Source organism: Blastococcus sp. SYSU D00868, from assembly GCF_054050575.1.
Genome location: NZ_JBJGZO010000021.1, coordinates 51,013 through 72,597 on the forward strand (window position 1 = coordinate 51,013; position 21,585 = coordinate 72,597).

Sequence of the window (21,585 nt, forward strand, 5' to 3'; positions counted from 1 at the left end):
GTCCCCGCGTCCCGGGCGCGCGGCCGTGCCGCGCGCCCGGGACGACGGCCGGCCGGTCAGGCGCGGGCGATCGCGTCGAGCACCTGCAGCCGGGCCGCCCGCCGGGCGGGGCCGACCGCGGCCAGCACGCCGATGACCGCGGCGATCAGCAGGAACAGCGCCAGCCGCCCGACGGGCACGGACAGCTCGCTGATCCCCTGGTCGGCCAGCGCGCGGCTGAGCGCGACGCCGAACAGGGTGCCCAGCACCAGGCCCAGGACCGCCCCGTACACCGAGATCACGACCGCCTCCAGCCGCACCATCCGGCGCAGCTGGCCCCGGCCGAGGCCCACGGCCCGGAGCAGGCCGATCTCCCGGGTCCGCTCGATCACCGACATCGCCAGGGTGTTGACGATGCCCAGGGCGGCGATCACCACCGACAGCACGAGCATGGCGTTGATGAGCAGCAGCAGTTGGTCGACCTGGCCCTTCTGCTCGTCGGAGAACTCGCCCTGGTCCTTGAGGTCGACGACGGGGTAGGCGGCGAGCGCGTCCTCCATCGCCGGCCGGACGTCGGCCGGGGCCACCCCGTCGGCCAGGTCGACGTACACGAACCGGTCCTGGGCGACGCCGCCGAGCGCGGCGTGCGTGTCCAGCGACACCAGCGTCGCGCCCACCACCTGGTTGGCCTCGTACACCCCGCCGAGGACGAGGTCGCGCTCCCGGCCGTCGACGCTCAGCGCCGTCACCGTGTCGCCGACGGACCAGCCGCGGTCCTGGGCGGTCTGCTCGTCGACGGCGAGCCCGTCGCCGGCCAGGCCGTCGGAGCCGCCGCCGAGCCAGGTCAGCTCGATGCTCCGGTCCAGCCCGGCCGGGTCGACGGCGGAGAGCAGCACGGTGTCCCCGTCGAGCTGCACCTGCCCCCAGCGCATCGGCATGACCTGGTCGACGCCGTCGATCCCGGCCACGTCGGTGGCGATGTCGGGGCTGAACGGCAGCCCGACCGCGCTGGAGACGACGAACTCGGCGCGCACCGAGCCGGCGATGAGCGCGTCGATGCTCTTGTTGGTCGACGCCCCGATCACGCTGAACGCGCTGACCAGGGCCAGGCCGATCATCAGCGCCGAGGCCGTGGCGGCGGTGCGCCGCGGGTTGCGGATCGCGTTCTCCCGCGCCAGGTGGCCCGTCGTCCCCCACACCCGCGGGAGCACGCTGCCGACCACCCGGAGGAAGGGGCGGGCCAGCACCGGGCTCAGCGCCGTCGCGCCGATGACGAGCGCGAGGGCGCCCAGCCCGACCAGCGACGCCGCGTCGCTGCCGTCGTCCACCACCGTCCCGGCGACCAGCGCGAGGACGCCGGCGCCGGCCAGCACGGCGCCGACGACCGTCCGCCGGCGCAGGCCGCGCTCGGCGGTGACGACGTCGTCGCGCATGGCGGCGACCGGCGGCGTCCGCGCCGCGCGCCGGGCCGGCAGGTAGGCGGCCAGCACGGTGATGCCGATGCCGACGACGAAGCTCCACAGCACCGTGTCGGCGGCGAACACCAGGGCTCCGTCGAGGGTCAGCCCGAAGGAGCCGAACAGCGCGCGCAGGCCCGCGGCGATGCCGTAGCCGGCGGCCAGGCCCAGCGCGGAGCCGAGCACGCCGAGGACCAGCGCCTCGCCGAGGACCGAGCGGGTCACCTGGGCCCGGCTGGCCCCCAGCGCCCGCAGCAGGGCCAGCTCGCGGGTCCGCTGCGCGACCAGCATCGAGAAGGTGTTGACGATGATGAACGCGCCGACGAACAGGGCGATGCCGGCGAAGACGAGCAGGAAGACGTTGAAGAACGCCAGCCCCTCGGAGAAGTCCGAGGCGAGGGTGTCGGCCTGCTCGGTCGCCGTCTTCACGTCGTAGTCGTCGCCGACCTCCGCCGCCACCCGCGTGGCCAGCTCGTCGGCGCTGACGCCGTCGGCGGCGGCGACGCCGATCCCGCTGAACTGGCCCGGGGCGGTGAGCAGCTCCTGCGCGGTCTCGGTGTCGAAGGCGGTCAGCGTCGCCCCCGCCAGGCCGCCGGAGTCGCCGAACCGGAACGTGCCGACCAGCTCGGCCTCGATCCGCGGGCCCGGCGTGAGCAGCGCGATCGTGTCGCCGACCCGGTAGCCGGTCTCCTCGGCGGCGTTGGTGTCGATCATGACCTCGCCGGGGCCGGTCGCCGGCCGCCCGTCGACGAGCGTGTTCGGCGAGACGGACTCCTCGGTGTTCCAGTTGATGCCCAGGCCGGGGGCGCCGCCGGTGTCGATGACGTCGCCGTCGCGGTCGAGGACGTACACGCCCTCGGTCTGCACGTAGCCCTCGACGGCCGCGACGCCGTCGACGCCGGCGATCTCGTCGACCAGGTCGGCGGGGACGTAGGAGGCGGTGCCGCCCTCACCGGTGCCCGCCAGGCCCTGGTCGAAGGCGGCGGCGCGCGAGACGTTCACGTCGGCCGAGGTGGTGCGGAACAGGTCGTTGAAGGTCTTGCTCAGCGTGTCGGTGAAGATCAGCGTGCCGGCGACGAAGGCGACGCCGAGCACGATCGCCAGCCCGGACAGCGCGAGGCGCACCTTGTGCGCCAGCAGGTTGCGCCAGGTGGTGCGCCACATGTCAGTGCGTCCCCGCCGCGGCCTGGTCGGCGGTCTGCTCGGCGGGCGGGGCGGTCGAGGTCTCCGGCTCGAAGGCCTTCATCCGCTCCAGGACCCGGTCGGCGGTCGGCTCGAGCATCTCGTCGACCAGCCGCCCGTCCGCCAGGAACAGCACCCGGTCGGCGTAGCTGGCCGCCATCGGGTCGTGGGTGACCATCACGATGGTCTGGCCCATCTCGTGCACCGAGCGGCGGAGGAAGTCCAGGATGTCCGCGCCGGCGCGGGAGTCCAGGTTGCCGGTGGGCTCGTCGGCGAAGACGATCGCCGGCCGGCCGGCGAGCGCGCGGGCGCAGGCCACCCGCTGCTGCTGGCCGCCGGAGAGCTCGTTCGGCCGGTGGGCCAGCCGCGGCCGCAGGCCGACGGTGTCGACGACGAGGTCCAGCCACTCGCGGTCGGGCCGGCGGCCGGCGATGTCCATCGGCAGCGTGATGTTCTCCAGCGCGGTCAGCGTGGGGAGCAGGTTGAACGCCTGGAAGACGAAGCCCACCTGGTCGCGCCGCAGCGCGGTGAGGTCCTTGTCGTTCAGCGTGCTCAGGTCGGTCTCGCCGATGAAGGCCTGGCCCTCGGTCACCGAGTCCAGCCCCGCCATGCAGTGCATCAGCGTCGACTTGCCCGACCCCGACGGGCCCATGATCGCCGTGAAGCGGCCCCGGTCGAAGTCGACGTCGATGTGGTCCAGGGCCACGACGCGGGTGTCGCCCTCGCCGTAGACCTTGGTCAGCGAGCGGCCGCGGGCCGCCGGGAACAGGGGCGCCTGGTCGGTGCGCGGGGAGGGGATCACGGTGACTCCTGGGGTGCGACGGCGGCGGGCTGCCCGGCGGACAGTAGGGAAGGACGCGGGCGTGTCGAAAGGGACTTACGCCAGGGATGGCACCGCGGTCGTCCCGACTGGGACGGTGGGCGGGTGACCAGCGCCGCGACGCCGCCGCCGTCGGTGCCGGGCCGCCCCGGCGCCGCGGCCGGGCGGCCCGTCCCGGACCGGCGGGCGGTGGTGCTCGTGGAGGGGGTCAGCGACCGCGAGGCGGTGCTCGCGGCCGCGCGCGGACGCGGCCGCGACCTGGCCGCCGAGGGGGTCGAGGTCGTCGCGATGGGCGGGGCGGCCGGCGTCCGGCGCTGCCTGGTGGCGGTCCGCGACGCCACGCCCGGGATCGCGGTGCGGGGCCTGTACGACGTCGCGGAGGAGGGCTTCTTCCGGCGCGCGCTGGGGGTGCCCGGCCGCGCGGAGCTCGCGGCGGCGGGCTTCTTCGCCTGCGTGGCCGACCTGGAGGACGAGCTCATCAGGGCCGTGGGCGTCCCCGGGGTGGAGGCCGTCGTCGCCGAGCACTCCGAGCAGCGGGCGCTGGCGACGCTGCGCCGCCAGCCGGCGCAGCGCGACCGCCCGCCGGCGGTGCTGCTGCACCGCTTCCTTGGCACCACGAGCGGGCGCAAGGCCCGCTACGCGCGGGCACTGGTCGAGCGGCTCGACCCGCCGGCGCTGCCGCCGCCCCTGCGGCGCCTCCTGGACACCGTCTGATCGCGCGTTCGGCGGGTCCGCGCACCGGTACGGTTCCGATCACCATGAGCCGCACGTCGAGCAGGGTCGCCGCGTCCGTGGCCGCCGTGATCCTGGCGGTCACGGCGGTCCTGGCACTGCTCGCCGCCCAGGTGCACATGCGCGCCGAGGAGGACCTGCTCCAGCGGCAGGTCGAGCAGGCCGGCACGGTGCTGACCGCGGGGGTCGACGCGCTGACCGCCCAGCTGGCCGACGCCGCCCAGGTGGCCACCGCCACCGGCGGGAACCCGGTGCCGTTCTCGGTCTTCGCCGAGGCGCGCGCGGCGGCCACCCCGGGACTGTCGCTGTCGCTGTGGCGGCTCGCCGACGACGGCCGGGTGGAGCAGGTGGCGGCGGAGGGCCCGGGGCAGGCGGGCCCGGACGACGACGGCTTCGCCGGCTTCCTGACCGGCGTGCCCGCCGACGGGGAGCTGGCGGTGGCCGGCATCCGGGGGGAGTTCCCCGGGAGCGTGGGCTACGCCCTGCGCCCGCCCCCGGACGCCGCGGGGCTCGTCGTCTACGCGGAGACCCCGCTGCCCCCGGACCGCCGCATCCAGGACCAGCCGGAGGACGAGGCCTTCGGCGGCCTGGACTTCGGCGTCTACCTCGGGGACGGCACGGACACCGGGGACCTGCTGTACAGCACCGGGCCGGTGCCGGTCCCCGGGGACACCGCGCGGACGTCGGTGCCCTTCGGCGACACCTCGATCACCGTCGTCGGCGCCGCCACCGACGACCTCACCGGGACCCTGTCGGCGGCGCTGCCGTGGATCGTCCTGGGCGTCGGGGTGGCGCTCGCCGCCGCCGCGGCCGCCACCGCCGCCACGATCGGCCGGCGGCGGGCCGAGGCCGAGCGGCTGGCCGCGGAGAACGAGCGGCTCTACCGGCAGCAGCGGGGCATCGCCGGCACCCTGCAGCACGCGCTGCTGCCCGGGGACCCCGCCGTCGAGGGGCTGGAGGTGGCCGCCCGCTACGTCGCCGGCGTGGACGACCTCGACGTGGGCGGCGACTGGTACGACGTCGTCGACTGCGGGGCCGGTCGCTGCGTGTTCGTCGTCGGTGACATCTCCGGGCGGGGGCTGCGGGCGGCCACCACGATGGCCGAGCTGCGGTTCGCCGTCCGCGCCTACCTCGCGCAGGGCGACGACATCGACGTCGTGCTGGGCAAGCTGCGCCGGCTGCTCGACGTCGGCGCCGACCACAGCTTCGCCACGGTGCTGATCGGCGACCTCGATGCGGCCGCCCGCCGGGTGCGCCTGGCCTGCGCCGGGCACTTCCCGCCCGTGCTGGTGGCCGGCGGCTCCGCCCGGTCGCTGCCGGTGCGGATCGCGCGGCCGATCGGGCTGGAGGACCCGGACCCGGCGGCGGCCGCGGTGCTCGACGTCCCGGCCGCCGGCACGCTGCTGGTGTTCACCGACGGGCTGGTCGAGCGGCGCGGGGAGGACCTCGACACCGGACTGCAGCGGCTGCGCGACGCCGCCGCCGGGCGGGATGGGGAGCCGCTCCCGCAGGCACTCGACGGCCTGATGCGCGACCTCGGCGCCGCCGGCGGTCAGGACGACACCGTGCTGCTCGGGATCCGCTGGGCGCGCTGACGCCGCCGCGACGCCGACGCTGCCGGGGACCGCGGGGCGGGCCGGGAACTGCGGAGCGAGCCGGGACGACTACTGCAGCACCGCACGCGCCCGGCACCCGGCCGGCCGGCGGCCGACGAAGGAGTTCCCCGTGCCCGTCCGTCCCCTCCGCGCCCTGGCAGCGGCCTCGGTCGCGACCGTCGCGGTCCTCGCCGCCGGCGTGGGCACCGCCTCGGCCCACGTCCGGGTGTCCTCCGCCGACGCGGCGCCCGGCGGTTTCGGCGAGCTCACCTTCCGCGTGCCCAACGAGAGCGACACCGCCTCGACGGTCACCCTGCGCGTGTCGATCCCGTCCGACACCCCGCTGGCGTCGGTCAGCGTCAAGCCGGTGCCGGGCTGGACGGCGACGACCACCACCGGCCCGATCGACCCGCCGGTCGAGGTGCACGGCACCGAGGTCACCGAGGGGGTCACGGAGATCACCTGGACCGCCGACCCCGGCGGCGGCATCGGGCCGGGGGAGTACCAGACCTTCTCGATCAGCGCCGGGCCCATCCCCGAGGTCGACCAGATGACCTTCCCGACCATCCAGACCTACGACGACGGGCAGGAGTCGGCCTGGATCGAGCCGACCGTCGACGGCGAGGAGGAGCCGGAGAGCCCCGCGCCGGTGCTGTCCCTGACCGGCGCCGCCGGGGACGACGGGGGCGCCGGGGGCGACGCCGCGAGCCCGACGGTGTCCGAGGCCGCGGCGGGGTCCGACGCGACCGCCGCCGACGACGACTCCGACGGCTCCGGGCTGGCCACCACCGCCCTCGTCGTCGGCATCGCCGGCCTGGTCGCGGGCGTCGCCGGCGTCGGGCTGGGCCTGGCGGCGCGCCGGCGCGGCTGAGGACCCACCCGGCCGGGCCGGCGCGCCCGGCCGGGCCGGGCGCCGGCCGGGTCAGGGGCCGGCCGGGGGGCCCAGCTCGAGGGTGACCGCCGTCCCGGCCGGGGACGAGTCCAGGCGCAGGCCGCCGCCGGACGCCTCGGCGGTGCGGCGGGCGATGTCCAGCCCCAGCCCGGTGGAGCCGCCGCCGCTGGCCCCGCGCACCACCGCGGACGCCGGCATGCCCGGCCCCGCGTCGCGCACGGTCACCAGCGCGCCGCCGCCGTCGCGCGGGCGGACCGAGAGCTGCAGCGGCGTGCGGTCGGGCGTGTGCGCGAACACGTTGCCCAGCAGGGCGTCCAGGGCGGCGGACAGGTCGTCGGCCGGCACCCGGACCGGCACCGGTCCGTCGGGGGCGTCCACCCGCAGCGGCCGGCCCTCGTCGGCGGCCAGCGCCGACCAGAAGTGGCCGCGGTCGCGGGTGACCGCGGCCGCGTCGCAGGCGGCGGCCAGCCCCTCGCGGACCGGCCGCCGCGCGTCGCGGATCACCTGGTCGACCGCTCGGCCGACCGCGTCCACGCCGTCCAGCACCCGTTCCCGGCTGCCCGGGGGGAGGGCCTCGGCGTCCAGCTGCAGGGCGGTCAGCGGGGTCCGCAGCCGGTGCGCGAGGTCGGCGGCGGCCTCCCGCTCGGCGGTGAGCAGCTCGCCGATCCGGCCGGCCAGCTGGTCGACCGCGGCGCCGACGTCGCGCACCTCGGGCGGCCCGGCCGGCGTCGTCCGCGCGGCCAGGTCGCCGGCCGACAGCCGGCGGGCGGTGTCGGCCAGGTCGGTGACCGGCCGCGTCAGCGAGCGCGCCAGCCGGTCGGCGACGAGCAGGGACAGCGCCAGCAGGACGACGCCCAGGCCGGCCAGCACCAGCCAGGCGCGGGTCACGCCGGCGCGCAGCTGCCCGGTGGGGACGAACACCTCGACCACCGCCGGCCCGTCGACCCGCTGGACCGGCTGCAGCACCCGGGCGCCGTCGTCCTCCTCCAGCACGGCGGCGGTCGTCGGGTCGGCCGGGCCGCCGTCGCGGTGCCGGCCCAGCCACGTGCCGTCGGTCCAGCGGACCGCGACGTCCAGGTCGCCGGTGGTGCCCAGCAGGGCGGTCTGCACCTGGTCCGGGCCGGCCGCCAGCCCCACCGGGGCGGCCAGGAACTGCACCTGCGCGCGGGCGGCGTCCAGCGCGCGGGCCTCGGCGACCCGGGCGACGAGCGAGGCGGCGGGGAGCAGGAAGGCCAGCAGGACGACCGACGTCGTCGCGGCGACCAGCAGGGTGATCTGCCGCCTCACGGCGCCAGCTCGTCCGCGGGGTCGACCAGGCGCACCCCGACCCCGCGCACGGTCTGCAGCAGCCGCGGGGCGTCCCCGCTCTCCCCGAGCTTGCGCCGCAGCCAGGAGAGGTGGACGTCGACGGTCTTGTCCGGCCCGCCGTAGGGGAGCTGCCAGACCTCGGCCAGCAGCTCGCGCTTGGACACCACCGTGCCGGCGCGGGCGGCCAGGTGCGCGAGCAGCTCGAACTCCTTCGGGGTCAGCTCGACCGCGCGCCCGTCGAGCGTGACCCGTCGCCGTCCCACGTCGACGGTCAGCGGCCCGACGGTCAGCGTGTCCGGCACCGGCCCGGCGCCGCCGCCGGCGCGGCGCAGCACGGCGCGCACCCGCGCCTCGAGGTGGTCGGCGCGGAACGGCTTGCGGACGTAGTCGTCGGCGCCGGCGTCCAGGGCCGCCACGACCGCGTCGTCGTCGTCCCGGGCCGTGGCGACCACGACCGGGACGGTGGACACCGCGCGCAGCATCCGCAGCACCTCCCCGCCGTCGACGTCGGGCAACCCGAGGTCGAGGACCACCAGGTCCGGGCGCGCCTCGACGGCCACCCGCAGGCCCTCCATCCCGGTGGCGGCGGTGGTGACGACGTGCCCCCGCTCGCGCAGGGCGCGGACGAGCGCCGTGCGGATGCGCTCGTCGTCCTCGACGACCAGGAGCTGGGCCACGGCGCGGAACGCTAGCGTCCCCCGGGGGCGGAACGTGGTGCACTGCACTCGTTTGACCCCGTCTTGGGGTGGTCTTAACCGTCGGAGCCGGAGGGTCTGCCCCATGAGACGACCACTCCTCCTCGGCGCCGCCTGGACCACCTCGGCCGCGGCGGCCGTCGGCCTCGGGTTCCTGGCGGTGTCCCTCGTGGACGCGTCCGCGTCACCGGGCACGGTCCCGGCCGCGGCATCCACCGGAGCCCCCACCGCCACCGCGACCGGAACAGCCCCTCCGGCGGCGCCTCCCACCGCGGGTCCCGCGACCGACGAGTACGTCACCGTCGCCGGCACCGTCTTCGCCGACTGCTCCGACGGCACCCCGAGGCTGGCCGGCGTGCCGGCGACGGGCTGGTGGAACGACGACTCCCAGGAGCCGGGCGAGATCGAGTTCGAGAGCGCGACGCAGAAGCTCGAGGTGCACGTGACGTGCGGCGCCGACGGCAGCCCGGTGTTCGTGCAGGAGGGCCCGCGGGCCGACGACAACAGCGGCCGCGGCGGGTCCTCGACCTCCTCCTCGTCGTCCACGCCGGCGCCGGCCGCGCCGTCGTCCACGGGCGGCGGGCACGGCTCCGACGACCCGCCGGGCGACGACCACGGCAGCGGCGTCGAGCCGGGGGACGACTCCGGCGGCCACGGCGGCGACTCGGACGACTCCGACGACGCTGACGACGCTGACGACTCCGGGGACGACTCCGGCGGACGCGGTGGGGAGCCGGGCGATGACTCCGGCGGCCACGGCTCGGACGACTGAGCCCGTGGGAACGGGCGGTGCCGGCACCCAGGGGCCGGCGCCGACCCCCGCGCGGGCGCCGACGCGCGCCGCAGCCCGCACGCACCGCGGACACGGCGGCCCAACGCCTTGTGCGGGCGCGCGGCGCTGGGCAGAGTTGCGGCGTGCAACCCGGCTGGGGAGCGGACGCGGATCTGGGGCCGAGCGGCTCGATCTCCATCGTGGCCACCGATGAGGGCCCGGTGGCGCACTTCCACGGGGACGTCGACGTCGCCCTGCTCGACCAGTTCGGGGGCGCGCGGCAGTTCGCCGCCCAGACCGTGGTGGCCGTCGACGTCGGCGAGCTCGGCTACATCGACTCCCACGGCCTGTCCCTGCTGGTGCGGTGGGCCCAGGCGCGCGCGGGGCAGGGGCAGCCCGCGCTCATCCGCGGGACGACCGAGCGCTTCGCCCGCGTGCTCGAGGTCTCCGGCCTCAGCGACGTCTTCACCTGCGAGTCCTGACCGGACGTCGCACCCGACCCCTCCACCGCCGGGGACCCCGAATGCACCCCCACGAGATGACCGTGCGAGAGTCCCCAGCCTTGGGGTGCCCGGAGGCGCCCCGGCAGGCGCATGGTGGAGGAGCAGGAGCCGGCCCCTGTCCGTCCGTCGGGCAGCTGACCCAGCGGGGGAGTCGACAGGAGGGCGCGTGAGCAAGCGATCGCCTCGCCCCCGCTCGTCCGGGGGAGGAGCACGGTGACCGGGTCCGCCGACGAGTGCGAACGGTGCGGGGACCACGCGGCCGCGACGCCGATCCGCGTGCTCGTGGTGGACGACCACGCCGGGTTCCGCGAGATGCTGACCGAGTGGCTCTCCTACGAGGAGGACATCGACGTCGTCGGGGAGTGCGAGGACGGCTCCCAGGTGCTGCGCGCCGCCCAGCTGCTGCGGCCCGACGTCGTCCTCATGGACCTCTCGATGCCCGTGATGGACGGCGTGGAGGCCACCCGCGTCCTGCGCACCGAGGACCCCGAGCCCCGGGTGGTCGTGCTCACCGCCGACGGGCCGGCCGCGGTGCAGCGGGCGACCGACGCCGGCGCGCACGCCCTCGTGTCGAAGGACGCGCCGCCCGAGGACCTGCTCAGCTGCATCCGCGCGGTCAGTGCCGGCTGCACCTGCTGCCCCTGCCTGCTCTGAGCCCACCGCCGCCGGCGCCGCGCACCCGCACACGCCGCCGCCCCGCTCCCCGGACGGTCCGGGGATCGGGGCGGCGGCGTGCGGTGCGGGCGGGCGGCGGCCGGTCAGCCTGCCGGCGGGACCGTGGCGGGGTCCGTCGGGTCGGGCAGCGGCGCGGTGGTGGCGGCCGGGTCGGCGCTCGGCTCGACCGGCGCCGCGGTCGTCGTCTCGGCCGGCGGGGCCTGGGGGACCGGCGTCGGGTCGACCGTCGGCGGGGCCTCCGGGGTCGTGGTCGGGGGCGGGGGCGCCTCGGGCGTCGGCTCCGCCGGAGGCGGCGGGGTGGTCGGCGCCGGCACCGGCGTCGTGGGCTCGGGGGTCGTCGGGACCGGGGTCGTCGGCGCGGGAGTCGTCGGGACGGGTGTCGCCGGCGCCGTGGGCACCGGGGTGGTGGGTGCGGGCGCCGTGGGCACCGGGCTGGTCGGCGCGGGCGCCGTCGGCGTCGGGGCGGTGCCCGTCGGCACCTGGCTCGCGAGCGCGGGGTCGGAGGGCAGGGGGAGCGGCGCGGGTGCGGTCGGCACGGGCGAGCCCGGCGGGAGGACCGTGGGCGCGATGCCGGTGGGCGGCGGGGGCACGGGCACCGGGCTCACCGGCACCGCGCTGCCGGGGACGGGCAGCCAGACCGCGGTCGGCCCGGCGGGCGCCGTCGCGTCGACCGCCCACGACGTGGCGGCCGCGTTCGCGGTCGGCACCGCCATCGGGTCGAGGCCGGGCAGCAGGGCACCGATCCACGGGACCGCCAGCGGCCCGCCGCGCAGCCCCTCCTCCCCGGCCGCGGACCCGGCGCCGGACGAGTCGGACCAGCCGTCGACGGCCCCGCTGAGCGCGACGAACTCCGGGAGCGCCGCCGGGGCGCCGATCGTGCCGACGGCCGCGAGCGCGGCCGCGATGCCGAGGGTGGCGGCGCCGGCCCCGACGGTGGCCGGCGCGCAGGCGGCGCGGGCGCGGGACGCGGCCGGGGCGGTGCCGGCGGCGTGCCGCGCCGTGCGACGTGCCTCCCGACGCGCCTCCTGCCGGGCCGTCCGCTCGGCCGCCCGACGGGTGGGCCGCCGCGCCGGTGCCCGGCGTGGCTCGGGGGCGGCGTCGGTCCCCGCGGCGTCGGGCGAAGGTCGGCGCGGTCGCGGCGAGGGCCGCCACGGAGCGGCCTCGGCGGCCGGCGGCGTCGTCCCCGGGGCGGGAGCAGCGGGATCGGTGTGCATGGTGGTTCCCCCGATGTCGGAAAGCCGTCACCGGAGAGGGTGCCCGGCGGCCCGCGCCGGGAGAGCTCCCGCCGGGGGGGCCCGGAGGACCCCAAAAGCAGGGGAGCGGCGGTGCCGGCCTAGTCGCCGGTGGGCAGCGGGAGGACGGCGGTCAGCACCGTCCCGCCGCCGGCGCGGGGCTCGACCTGCACCTCGCCGTCGAGGTCGGCCAGCCGCTCGCGCACCAGCCGCAGCCCGAAGTGCCCGTCGCCGTCCGCGCTCCCGCCGTCCGGCTCGGCGTCCTCGGGAGCGCGCAGCCCGACCCCGTCGTCGGCGACGGTCAGCAGGGCCGCGTCGCCGTGCCCGTTGTCGGTCCGCGACAGCCGGACCCAGACGTGCGAGGCCTCGGCGTGCCGGGCCACGTTGGTGAGGGCCTCCTTCGCCGTCCGGTAGAGGACGGCGGCGTACTCCGGGCGCAGCCCCGGAAGCGCCTCGGCGTCGACGGTCACCTCGGTGCCGCGCTCGCGCAGGCGGACGGCGAGGTCGTCGAGAGCGGCGGCCAGGCCGGGCCCGCTCAGGTCGGGCGGGTAGATGTCGACCATCAGCCGGCGCAGCGACGCGACCGCGTGCCGGATCGTCGTGGTCAGCCGGTCCACGGTCTTCTGCCGCTCCTCGGGCACGACGGACCGCAGCCCGGCCAGGGCGTAGCTCACCCCGGCGAGGTCCTGCACCGGCCCGTCGTGCACGTCGCCGGCGATCGCGCGCCGCTCGCGGTCAGAGGCCTTCAGCGTGCGGGCCATCAGCTCCAGGCGCTCCTCCTCGTGCCGGCGCGCCCGCCGGGCCATGGAGGCCGCGATCGGCAGCTGCACCAGCTGCAGCACCACGAGCGCGCCCACGGCCACCGGCACGATCTCGCCGCGCAGCAGGGACGTCTGCCGCTCGATGCCGTCGGTGGGCAGGTAGGTCTCGACCACCATCCGCTCGGGGACGTCGACCGGGGCGTAGACCTCCAGCAGCGGCCCGGTGATCCCCTCGTACGCCGTCTCGGGCGAGTCGTCGACGTGCGCCACGACGTCGCCGGCGAGCGCGGCCGCCAGGTCCTCGCCCACGCCGGGCCGCTGGCCCACGAGCTCGTCGATGGTCGACCAGACGACCTCGCCCTCGTCGCTCCAGACGAGCACCGAGACCACCGACCCGTCGCTCATCCGCCGGTCGAGGTCGCGCTCAAGCTCGGCCCACTTCGTCTCGTCACCGGCCAGGGCGTCGCGCAGCAGCGGCGCGACCAGCAGGTCGGCCAGCCGGACGGCGATCCGCTCGGCCTCGGCGACGGCGGTGGAGCGCGCGATGTGCGCGCTGATCAGGACGGCGGCGGTCGCCACCGCCGCGAGGACGAGCAGCGCCGAGACGACGAAGGCCGTGAACGGACCGCCGAGCGACGCCCTCCGCGACTGCCGGGGCCGGCCCGGCGCGAGCAGGTCCTCAGCGGGCACTCGGGCTCAGCAGCCCCAGCTCCTGGGCCTTCACCACCGCCTCGAGCTGCGAGCGCACACCGAGCTTGGCGTGCAGGGCCTTCACGTACCCGCGGCAGGTCTCCAGCGTGATGCCGAGGACCCGGGCGATGGCCTTGACCTGCATCCCGCGGCCGAGGCAGTCGAGCACCTCCTGCTCCCGGCGGGTCAGCTGGGGGAGCGGGGCGCTGCGCGGCCGGGCGGCGGCCGTGCCCGAGGCGAAGGTCGACGGGGCGACCAGCATCTGGCCGGGCTGGACCCGCGCCAGGATGTCGATCATCTCCGTCAGCGACCCGTCCTTGGGGATGAACGCCGACGCGCCCGCCTGCGCCGCGCGCACCACCCAGTCGGGGTCGCGGTGGGCGGTCACGACGGCGATGACGGCGTCCGGGGTCACCTCCCGGATGCGCCGGGTGGCGGCCAGCCCGTCCTGCTGCGGCATCTCGATGTCCATGACGACGACGTCGGGCTGCTCGCTCGCCGCGATGGCGATGGCCTGCGCCGCCGACGAGGCGATGCCGATCGGCCGCATGCCCGACGCCTCGAGGGCGCCGGCGAGCAGTTCGGCGAAGGTCGTGTGGTCGTCCACCACGAGGACGGACCGGGTCTGCCGGGACAGTACGGCGCTCTGCGCGACGCTCAAGGAGACCTCCGAGCCGTTGCCGGCTCCACCCCGTGTGTCCGGCACGCACCACTTATGGCACGGATCAGGTCCGTTGCGCCATAGCTGGAGTCGTTCCAGGGACGAAAGTCCCTGGTCGGCGCGTCGCGGGTCGGCACGCAGCGTGGCCGACCGGATGGTTCTCCGTGACGGACACCGGCGCGAGGAGGGTCAGCCGGTCACCGGCAGGTGCACGAGGTCCAGGACGGCGCGGGCGGCGCTGCCGGCCGGCGCGACGAGGGTCAGCCCGGCGCCGTGGCCGGCGAGCTGGTCGCGCATCCGGTGCAGCACCTGCACGCCCGCGCTGGCCAGCAGCGTCACCGAGGTCAGGTCGACCGTCAGCGGCACGACCCCGCCGCGGGAGGCCGCGGCCAGCTCGCGGGCGAGGGCCTCGACGGAGACGACGTCCACCGGGCCGGCCACCCGCACCCGGCCGAGCTCGGCGTCGACGGCGAACGCCGGCCGGGGCGCGGGCCGCGCATCGCGGCCGACCCCCGAGCCGAGCATCGCCGGCCGGTGCAGCTCGTGCCGCAGGGTCACGACCGTGCCCCCGCCGTCGACGGCCTCCGCGGGGACGCCGCGCCGCACGTGCAGGGAGTCGGTCAGCCGCTGCGCCATGAGCAGCCCGCGGCCGCGGTGGGTGGCGCCCGGGTCGGGTTCCCGCCAGGAGCCCTCGTCGCTGACGTGGCACTCCAGCACGCCGTCGGGCCGCAGCGTCGCGTCGACCCGGACCGGGCCGGAGCTGCCCGGCGGGTAGGCGTGGTCGACGGCGTTGGCGACGGCCTCCCACACCGCGAGCTCGACGGCGTCCCGGTCCTCGGCCGCGGGGTCGACGCCGTCCAGCCACGCGTCGACGGTGCGGCGCAGCCCGCGGATGCCCTCGCGGCCCGTCGTCGTCTCCACACGCAGGGGCGCGACCGGCTCCGGCAGGCGGAGGGCGGCGAGGGCGGTGACGTCGTCGTCGTACCCGGTCCGGGTGAGCAGCTCGACGGTGAGCCGGCAGACCCGCTCGGCGGGGGTGGCCCCCGCGCCCAGCGGGGCCTGGCCGGTCGCGGCGTCGGCGGCGACCTTCGCCAGCTCCGCCATGCCGTCGGCGATGCTGCGGTTGGGCCGCTCGACCAGCCCGTCGCTGTAGAGCAGCACCAGCTCGCCGGGCGCCAGCGCGTCGGCCGACAGGGGCGGCGCGGTCCCGGGCTCCCCGGTGCCCAGCGGCTCGCCGCCGGGGTCGCCCAGCAGGCGCGTCGTCCCGTCGGGGGAGACCACCAGCGGCGGGGGCTGGCCGCAGCACGCGTAGGTCAGGGCGCCGGTCGCCGGGTCGAGCACGACGAGGGCGACCGTGGTCGCGCGCAGTCGCCGGGCGCGGGCGGCGAAGGCGTCCGCCCGGGCCAGGGCCACGGCCGGTCCGGCGCCGGTGACGAGCGCGTCGGCGAGCACGGCGCGCAGCTGGCCCATCGCCGCGGACGCGGCCACGCCGTGGCCCACCACGTCCCCGACGACCAGCGCGACGGTGCCGTCGGACAGCGGGATCGCGTCGAACCAGTCCCCGCCGGCGACCTGGTCGCGGTCGGCGACCAGGTAGCGGGCGGCGATCCGGGCGCCGGGCAGCACCGGCAGGTCCGTGGGCAGCAGCGCCTCCTGCAGCGCGGTGACCACGTCGCGGGCGTCGCGCGCCCGGCGTTCGGCGTCGGCGGCCTGCTCCTGGGCGGCCCGGCGGGCGCGGACGGCCTCGGTGACGTCGTAGGCGTAGGTGGCCACGCCGTCCACCCGCCCGTCGGCGGCGCGGGTGGGCGCCATGTGGAAGTCCAGGTGGACCTCCTGCAGCTCACCGGTCCCGCCGAGGTCGACCTGCAGGCGCCACTCCCGGGCGACCCGGGGGCGCCCCGTGGCCAGCACCTCGTCGAGCAGCTCGAAGACGTGCTGGCCGGCGAGCTCGGGGAGCGCGGTGCGGATGGGCAGGCCCACCAGGTCGTCGCGGCCGAAGAAGGACCGCATCGCCGCGTTGGCCGCCACCACGGTGTGCTGGGGGCCGGCGTAGACGGCGAGGATCAACGGGAGCTGGTCGAACGACCGGCGGACCACCGCGGGATCGCCGACCAGTCGTCCGGCGCCGTCCGCGGGTGGCGTGCTCCGGGAGTCCTCGGCGTCCGCTCCTCCCTGGTCCGCCGCACGCACGCGCACACTCTCGCACCCGGGAGGGCGCCCGGGCGCGCCGGCCCGGGTGGCGGTCCGTGCCTCCCCGCCCGGCGGGGCATGATCGAATGGCGCGCCGGCCGGCGGCGCGCCACGATCCCGGGCGTGACCGTCGGGCTGCCCGGACCGTCCCGGGCCCGCCACCCGCTGCTCGACGACCCCGAGCTGGCCTACCTGCACCGCGAGCTGCTCGTGCACGAGGAGACCGCCGCCGCGCTGGACCGGCGCGCGGCGGCCGCCGCGGAGCCGGGAGCCGCGCGCCTGCGACGGCGGGCCGCGCGGCACCGGTGGCTGGCCGGCCGGATCCGCGGCTACCTGGCCGAGGCGGTCCCGCGGGTCGCCGCCGTCGAGCCGGGGGAGTCCCGGACCTGACCCGTGGGCCCGGGGCCGCGCGGGCGCGGGTGCCCCGGTGCCCGTTCCTGGGGTACACAGGAGTCGGCGGTACCGAGACGACTCCGGCTCCAGCAGGCGGGCCGGTACACGGGGGCGAGACGTGCACGGCGAGGAGCGGGACCCGCGCGGCGACGATCGGCCGGCCGCGGCTCCGGCCCTCCGGCACGACGCCCTGCTCTACGCGGACGCCGACGCGCTCGCCGCGACCGCCGCCCCCTGGCTGCTCGACGGCCTGGCCGCCGGGGACGCCGCCGTCGTCGCGGTCGGCCCGGGAGCCGCCGGGCCGCTGGCGGACGCGGTGGGCGGCGACCCGCGGGTGCTCGTGCTCGACCGGCGCACCCTCTACCGGGCGCGCACCCCGACGGCCCTCACCGCCTTCCGCCGGTTCGCCGCCGAGCACGCCGCGCCGGGCCGGCTCGTGCGCGTGGTGGGCGAGCCCGACTTCGGCACGACGGCCGAGGACCGGCGGGACTGGCAGGCCTACGAGGCGGTGGTCAACGTGGCCCTCGCCGGGCACCCGCTGTGGGGGCTGTGCGCGTTCGACGCCGCGCTGCCCGAGCCGCTGCTGGCCTGCGTCCGCGACACCCACCCGCACCTGGTCACCGCGGAGGGGCGGGTGCCCAACCCCGGCTTCGTCGACCCGGCCCGGTACCTGCGCGCGCTGCCGGTGCCCGACGAGCCGCTGGAGTCCACGCCCCCGGCGCTGGAGGCCGGCCCGATCACCGACTACGCCGGCCTGCGGCACGCCGTCCGCACCCTGCTGGAGAGGGTCGACGGGCCCCGGGACCTGCTCGAGGACTACCTCATGGCCGTCGACGAGATCACCTCCAACGCCGTCCGGCACGGCACGCCGCCGGCCGGGCTGCGCCTGTGGACCGCCCCGGGCCGGCTGGTGTGCACCATCACCGACTCCGGCACGGGCCTCGACGACCCCTTCGCCGGTTACGGCCCGGCCCACGGTGAGGACCTCTCCCACGGGGGCATGGGCCTCTGGCTGGCGCGGCAGCTGTGCGACCACGTGGTGATCCGCCGGGGCGGGGGCCGGGTCAGCGTGCGGCTGTCGACCGGCTGGCCCTGACCGGGCGGCCGCGGACGCCTGACCTGCGGCGCGCCCCTGGCGCGCCGACGTGACGCAGAACACGGACGGTTAGCATCCGGCCATGTTCCGCCGCCTGCTGCCACCACTCGCCGCCGTCCTCGCCCTGTCCGGGCTGGCGGCCTGCTCCGACGACGACTCCACCTCCGGCTCCGGCGACGGCGGCGCGGCCACCTCGGCCCCCGGGAGCAGCGCCGCGGGCGCCGCCGAGGAGATGACCTGGGAGAAGGTGACCGCGCCCGCCGAGTGCCAGTGCAGCGACGCGTCGGAGTTCCACTACTGGGTCCACCGCGGCGAGGACCCCAGCCGGGTCGTCTTCTTCCTCGAGGGCGGCGGCGCCTGCTTCAGCGCAGAGACCTGCGCGCCGGGCGAGTCCGCGACGTTCAAGCCCAACCTCGCCGACGGCCTGCCCGACCAGCCGGGCAGCAGCGACAACCCGGCCGACGAGGGCATCCTCGACCTCACCAACCCGGAGAACCCGCTCGCCGGCGCCAGCGTCGTCTACGTCCCCTACTGCACCGGCGACCTGCACCTGGGCAGCGCCACCCACGACTACGGCAACGGCGTCGTCGTGCAGCACGTGGGTCGCACCAACGCCGGCACGGCGCTGGAGACCCTCGCGCAGGAGTTCCCCGACGCCGAGCAGGTCGTCGTCGTCGGCCAGAGCGCCGGCTCGGCCGGGGCGCCGCTGTACGGCGGGCTCGCCCACGACCTGCTGCCCGACGCCGACATCACGGTGCTCGCGGACGCGTCGGCGGCCTACCCCGGCGACGAGGGCATCACCACGCTCATCGGCGGCCTCTGGGGCATCTTCGACGAGCTGCCGGCGTGGCCGGAGACCGCCGGCGACCCGCCGACGGCGTGGTCGCTGCCCGGCCTGTTCGTGCAGACCAGCGACCACGTGCCGGGTGTCGCGCTGGCCACCGTCAACACGGCCGACGACGAGGTGCAGCGGGCCTTCGCCGACCTCATCGGGTTCGCCGACACCCCGCTCGTCGAGCTGATCGACGCCAACAACGCCCAGATCGAGGCCGCCGGGGTGGACCTGGACTGGTGGGTCGGCCCGGGCACCGAGCACGTCAGCACGGCCACCGACGACCTCTACGAGGTCGAGGTGGACGGCACCCGGCTCATCGACTGGATCGCCGGCGTGGTCGAGGGCGAGGACGTCGGCGACGTGCACAGCTGACCGGCCACCAGCGACGTCGCGGGGGCCGTCCCGGGGAGACCCGGGGCGGCCCCCGCGCGCTTGCTTTACACGCCGTAGCCAGTGTCCCTATCGTCCCCCGCGGTGTGGCAGATGCCACACCGCCCGGCCCGGCCGGGCGGGCCTGCGCGCGGCCGTCCGGCCGCCGGAGGGGGACGACCATGAGCTCCACCACGCTGTCCACGCGGCGGGACGACGACCCCGCCCCCGCGGCCGCCCGGCGCGGTCTGTGGAACCGGCAGCTGCCGCACTACCCGGACGACGGTCCGCGGTCGCTGTACCTGGGCATCACGGTGCTGGCCACGATCGTCCTGTACTACGAGCTCTACGTCGGCGGCTCGGTCGCTACCCAGGTCATCGCCGACCTGGACTTCTCCTTCACCGCCTACGTCTTCGTGTCGGTGATCGGCAACCTGGTCGGCGCGTTCGCGTCGCTGTTCGCCGGGCTGGCCGACCGCTGGGGGCGGGCCAACCTGGTCGTCTACGGCCTGCTGGCCACCGGCCTGATCACGCTCGCCGGCCTGCCGCACGCGTCGGACGCCACGGTGTTCACGGTGCTCTTCGCGCTGCTGAGCTTCGTCGAGGGCGTGGTCCTGGTGGCCACCCCGGCGCTGATCCGGGACTTCTCCCCGCAGGTCGGCCGCGGCGTGGCGATGGGCTTCTGGACGCTGGGTCCGGTGCTGGGCAGCCTCGTCGTGACGATGGTGTCGAGCAACACCCTGGACTCCCACCCGGACTGGCGGTTCCAGTTCTACGTCTGCGGCATCGCCGGGCTGGTCGTGTTCGTGATCGCCTTCCTCGGGCTCCGCGAGCTGTCGCCGGCGCTGCGCGACCAGCTGATGGTCAGCATGCGCGACCGGGCGCTGATCGAGGCCCGCGCCGCCGGCATCGACCCCGAGCAGGCGCTCAAGGGGCACTGGCGGCAGATGCTGCGCTTCGACGTGATCGGCTCGGCCTTCGCGATCAGCGTCTTCCTGCTCCTGTACTACATCCTCGTCGGCTTCACGGTCGTCTACTTCGCCACCGTCTTCGGCTGGTCGGAGGCCCGGGCCAACGCGCTGGCCAACTGGTACTGGATCACCAACGCCATCGCGCTGGTCGTCACCGGCGTGCTCAGCGACCGCGTCCGGGTGCGCAAGCCGTTCATGGTCGTCGGCACGCTGATCAGCCTGGTCGGCGGCGTGCTGTTCGCCCTGGCCGCGACCGACCCGGACACCAGCTACCACACCTTCGCCGTCTACTTCATCCTGTCCGCCGGCGGCGGCGGCATGGCCTACGTCGCGTGGATGGCGAGCTTCACCGAGACCGTCGAGCGCCACAACCCGGCGGCCACGGCGACCGGCCTGGCCATCTGGGGCTGGATCCTGCGGCTGGTCGTCACCGTCTCCCTGGCCGTCTTCACCCTCGTCGTGCCGGCCACCTCGGTGCTCGTCGACGACGCCGAGCCGATCACCGAGATGCAGGCCGAGCACCCCGAGGAGTTCGCCGTCATCACCGGGATCGACCAGGAGCTGGTCGCGCGGGTGCAGGCCGACCCGGCCGACGCCGACGCACTCGGGCAGCTGCTCGGCCAGGTCGCCACCATCCAGGGCGCGTCGGCCGACGAGGTCGCCGGGATCGAGGCGGTCTCCGAGCAGGTGGTGACCGCGCAGGCGATCGAGCCCGACACCCTCGCCGCGCTGCAGGCCGACTCCGGGGACGGGGCGGCGATCGGCGCGGCCGTGCAGCAGATCCAGGCGGGGCTGGGCGTCGACGGCGCCACGGCGCTGCAGCGGCTGGTCGACCTCGGGTCCGCCGACCCCGAGGCCCTGGCCGCTGCGGCGGAGTACGGCGAGACGCTGCAGGCGGCCCCGACCGTCTTCACCGACGAGCAGCTGACCTACCTGGCCGAGAACGGCCCGGACGTCGCCCGGGCCGCGGAGGACAACCCCGGCCAGTGGCAGACATGGTGGTGGGTGTGCATCGCCGGCCAGGTGCTGTTCCTGCCGTTCGTGTTCGTCATGGCCGGGCGGTGGAGCCCGCGCCGGGCGCGCGAGGACGAGCGGCGCCACGAGGAGTCGGTGCAGCGCGAGCTCGCCGCGCTCACCGCCGGGGAGGCGTCAGGGCCGACACGATGAAGTCGCGGTAGTAGCCGACGACCTGCTCGCGGGGGACGCTGGGCCGGCCGATCCACCACCGGCCCAGCTGCTCGCCGACCCCGCTGATCGCGTGCGCGTAGGCGCTCAGCCGGTCGGGGTCGGCGTCCGGGGCGACGCGCCGCGCGGCGGCCGCGATCCGCTCGATCGTCCCGGCCCGCAGGTCGTCCAGCTGCCGGCCCAGCTCGCCGGACAGGGCGGAGCTGGGGGTGAACAGCACCGCCCACCGGCGGGGGTCGCGCTCCAGGATCTCGAAGAACGCGGCCCCGCCGCGCTCGATGACGTCGGCCACGCCGGTCTCCCGGTTCCCCGGCGCCAGCTCGTCGAGGCGGTCCTCCAGCTCCCGGCGGGCGCGCCGCACGCAGGCCAGGAAGACGGCCTCCTTGGTCGGGTGGTGGGCGTAGACCACCGGCCGGGTGACGCCGGCGGCGCGGGCGATGTCCTCCATCGACGTGCCCTCGAAGCCGCGCTCGGCGAACAACCGCTCGGCCACGTCGAGCAGCTGCTCGCCGCGCCGGTCCCGGGTCAGCCGCGTCCGCCGCACCACGGCGGGTGCGGCCGACGAGGATGCGGTCGCCGGGCCCATCCGCCC

The 21,585-nt window shown here is 76.9% G+C and carries 19 protein-coding genes; 10 read left to right on the forward strand and 9 right to left on the reverse strand.

The genetic code is table 11. The annotated features are described in order from the left end of the window. Nucleotides 1–56: 56 nt before the first annotated feature. Together ACI79F_RS17095 and ACI79F_RS17100 are read right to left on the reverse strand one after the other, a co-directional pair. On the reverse strand, nt 57–2,600 hold the full coding sequence (locus tag ACI79F_RS17095; RefSeq protein ID WP_456546637.1) for an ABC transporter permease: 2,544 nt from the start codon (nt 2,598–2,600) through the stop codon (nt 57–59). A 1-nt stretch (nt 2,601) separates the two neighbouring features. Next, nucleotides 2,602–3,420: an ABC transporter ATP-binding protein gene (locus ACI79F_RS17100; protein WP_456546638.1), complete on the reverse strand. Its 819-nt coding sequence runs from the start codon at nt 3,418–3,420 to the stop codon at nt 2,602–2,604. Nucleotides 3,421–3,543: 123 nt separating this feature from the next. On the opposite strand from ACI79F_RS17100, the gene ACI79F_RS17105 reads away from it, so the two are divergent. From ACI79F_RS17105 to ACI79F_RS17115, 3 genes are all read left to right on the forward strand, one after another. Beyond that, nucleotides 3,544–4,152 carry a TOPRIM nucleotidyl transferase/hydrolase domain-containing protein gene (locus ACI79F_RS17105; protein WP_456546639.1) on the forward strand — a complete coding sequence of 203 codons (609 nt, stop codon included), beginning with the start codon at nt 3,544–3,546 and terminating at the stop codon, nt 4,150–4,152. A gap of 44 nt (nt 4,153–4,196) precedes the next feature. Then, nucleotides 4,197–5,765: a PP2C family protein-serine/threonine phosphatase gene (locus ACI79F_RS17110; protein ID WP_456546640.1), complete on the forward strand. Its 1,569-nt coding sequence runs from the start codon at nt 4,197–4,199 to the stop codon at nt 5,763–5,765. 130 nt (nt 5,766–5,895) lie between these two features. Continuing rightward, complete coding sequence (locus ACI79F_RS17115; protein ID WP_456546641.1) at nt 5,896–6,636, forward strand: YcnI family copper-binding membrane protein; 741 nt, start codon at nt 5,896–5,898, stop codon at nt 6,634–6,636. A gap of 51 nt (nt 6,637–6,687) precedes the next feature. On the opposite strand, the gene ACI79F_RS17120 is transcribed toward ACI79F_RS17115, so the two are convergent. Beyond that, a complete protein-coding gene (locus ACI79F_RS17120; RefSeq protein ID WP_456546642.1) occupies nt 6,688–7,944 on the reverse strand; it encodes an ATP-binding protein in 1,257 nt (418 codons plus the stop codon). Then, the gene (locus ACI79F_RS17125; protein WP_456546643.1) at nt 7,941–8,642 is read right to left on the reverse strand and encodes a response regulator transcription factor; all 702 of its coding nucleotides are present in this window, start codon (nt 8,640–8,642) and stop codon (nt 7,941–7,943) included. The genes ACI79F_RS17120 and ACI79F_RS17125 overlap by 4 nt, the downstream gene beginning before the upstream one ends. Before the next feature lie 103 nt (nt 8,643–8,745). Between ACI79F_RS17125 and ACI79F_RS17130 the strand changes: the two genes are divergently transcribed. The 3 genes from ACI79F_RS17130 (at nt 8,746) to ACI79F_RS17140 (ending at nt 10,589) form a co-directional block, all read left to right on the forward strand. After that, a complete protein-coding gene (locus tag ACI79F_RS17130) occupies nt 8,746–9,432 on the forward strand; it encodes a hypothetical protein (RefSeq protein ID WP_456546644.1) in 687 nt (228 codons plus the stop codon). A gap of 200 nt (nt 9,433–9,632) precedes the next feature. Next, nucleotides 9,633–9,914 (forward strand): STAS domain-containing protein, encoded by a 282-nt coding sequence (locus ACI79F_RS17135; protein WP_456546645.1) that lies wholly within the window; start codon nt 9,633–9,635, stop codon nt 9,912–9,914. Between the two features lie 234 nt (nt 9,915–10,148). Continuing rightward, nucleotides 10,149–10,589, forward strand: coding sequence for a response regulator (locus tag ACI79F_RS17140; protein ID WP_456546646.1), 441 nt, complete (start codon nt 10,149–10,151; stop codon nt 10,587–10,589). Between the two features lie 104 nt (nt 10,590–10,693). Here ACI79F_RS17140 and ACI79F_RS17145 read toward each other — a convergent pair whose 3' ends face one another. From ACI79F_RS17145 to ACI79F_RS17160, 4 genes are all read right to left on the reverse strand, one after another. After that, entirely contained in the window at nt 10,694–11,824 is a 1,131-nt protein-coding gene (locus tag ACI79F_RS17145) for a hypothetical protein (RefSeq protein ID WP_456546647.1), read from the reverse strand. Between the two features lie 119 nt (nt 11,825–11,943). Continuing rightward, nucleotides 11,944–13,293 carry a sensor histidine kinase gene (locus ACI79F_RS17150; protein ID WP_456546648.1) on the reverse strand — a complete coding sequence of 450 codons (1,350 nt, stop codon included), beginning with the start codon at nt 13,291–13,293 and terminating at the stop codon, nt 11,944–11,946. Beyond that, nucleotides 13,283–13,954 carry a response regulator gene (locus ACI79F_RS17155; protein WP_456546649.1) on the reverse strand — a complete coding sequence of 224 codons (672 nt, stop codon included), beginning with the start codon at nt 13,952–13,954 and terminating at the stop codon, nt 13,283–13,285. Before ACI79F_RS17155 ends, ACI79F_RS17150 begins: the two co-directional genes overlap by 11 nt. A gap of 189 nt (nt 13,955–14,143) precedes the next feature. Beyond that, nucleotides 14,144–16,144 carry a SpoIIE family protein phosphatase gene (locus tag ACI79F_RS17160; protein WP_456546650.1) on the reverse strand — a complete coding sequence of 667 codons (2,001 nt, stop codon included), beginning with the start codon at nt 16,142–16,144 and terminating at the stop codon, nt 14,144–14,146. Nucleotides 16,145–16,267: 123 nt separating this feature from the next. On the opposite strand from ACI79F_RS17160, the gene ACI79F_RS17165 reads away from it, so the two are divergent. The 4 genes from ACI79F_RS17165 (at nt 16,268) to ACI79F_RS17180 (ending at nt 20,975) form a co-directional block, all read left to right on the forward strand. Continuing rightward, entirely contained in the window at nt 16,268–16,534 is a 267-nt protein-coding gene (locus ACI79F_RS17165) for a hypothetical protein (protein ID WP_456546651.1), read from the forward strand. 121 nt (nt 16,535–16,655) lie between these two features. Next, entirely contained in the window at nt 16,656–17,633 is a 978-nt protein-coding gene (locus ACI79F_RS17170) for an anti-sigma factor RsbA family regulatory protein (protein ID WP_456546652.1), read from the forward strand. A gap of 82 nt (nt 17,634–17,715) precedes the next feature. Then, nucleotides 17,716–18,840 carry a pectin acetylesterase-family hydrolase gene (locus tag ACI79F_RS17175; RefSeq protein WP_456546653.1) on the forward strand — a complete coding sequence of 375 codons (1,125 nt, stop codon included), beginning with the start codon at nt 17,716–17,718 and terminating at the stop codon, nt 18,838–18,840. A 179-nt stretch (nt 18,841–19,019) separates the two neighbouring features. Next, a complete protein-coding gene (locus ACI79F_RS17180) occupies nt 19,020–20,975 on the forward strand; it encodes an MFS transporter (protein ID WP_456546654.1) in 1,956 nt (651 codons plus the stop codon). On the opposite strand, the gene ACI79F_RS17185 is transcribed toward ACI79F_RS17180, so the two are convergent. Then, entirely contained in the window at nt 20,941–21,579 is a 639-nt protein-coding gene (locus ACI79F_RS17185; protein WP_456546655.1) for a TetR/AcrR family transcriptional regulator, read from the reverse strand. The genes ACI79F_RS17180 and ACI79F_RS17185 overlap by 35 nt on opposite strands. Between the last annotated feature and the right edge of the window lie 6 nt (nt 21,580–21,585).

What these genes read in the sequence shown, in the direction of transcription:
- ACI79F_RS17095 (WP_456546637.1), bottom strand. Translation starts at nt 2,600, where the DNA reads ATGTGGCGCACCACCTGGCGCAACCTGCTGGCGCACAAGGTGCGCCTC.
- ACI79F_RS17110 (WP_456546640.1), top strand. Translation starts at nt 4,197, where the DNA reads ATGAGCCGCACGTCGAGCAGGGTCGCCGCGTCCGTGGCCGCCGTGATC.
- ACI79F_RS17180 (WP_456546654.1), top strand. Translation starts at nt 19,020, where the DNA reads ATGAGCTCCACCACGCTGTCCACGCGGCGGGACGACGACCCCGCCCCC.
- ACI79F_RS17185 (WP_456546655.1), bottom strand. Translation starts at nt 21,579, where the DNA reads ATGGGCCCGGCGACCGCATCCTCGTCGGCCGCACCCGCCGTGGTGCGG.
- ACI79F_RS17175 (WP_456546653.1), top strand. Translation starts at nt 17,716, where the DNA reads ATGTTCCGCCGCCTGCTGCCACCACTCGCCGCCGTCCTCGCCCTGTCC.
- ACI79F_RS17130 (WP_456546644.1), top strand. Translation starts at nt 8,746, where the DNA reads ATGAGACGACCACTCCTCCTCGGCGCCGCCTGGACCACCTCGGCCGCG.
- ACI79F_RS17145 (WP_456546647.1), bottom strand. Translation starts at nt 11,824, where the DNA reads ATGCACACCGATCCCGCTGCTCCCGCCCCGGGGACGACGCCGCCGGCC.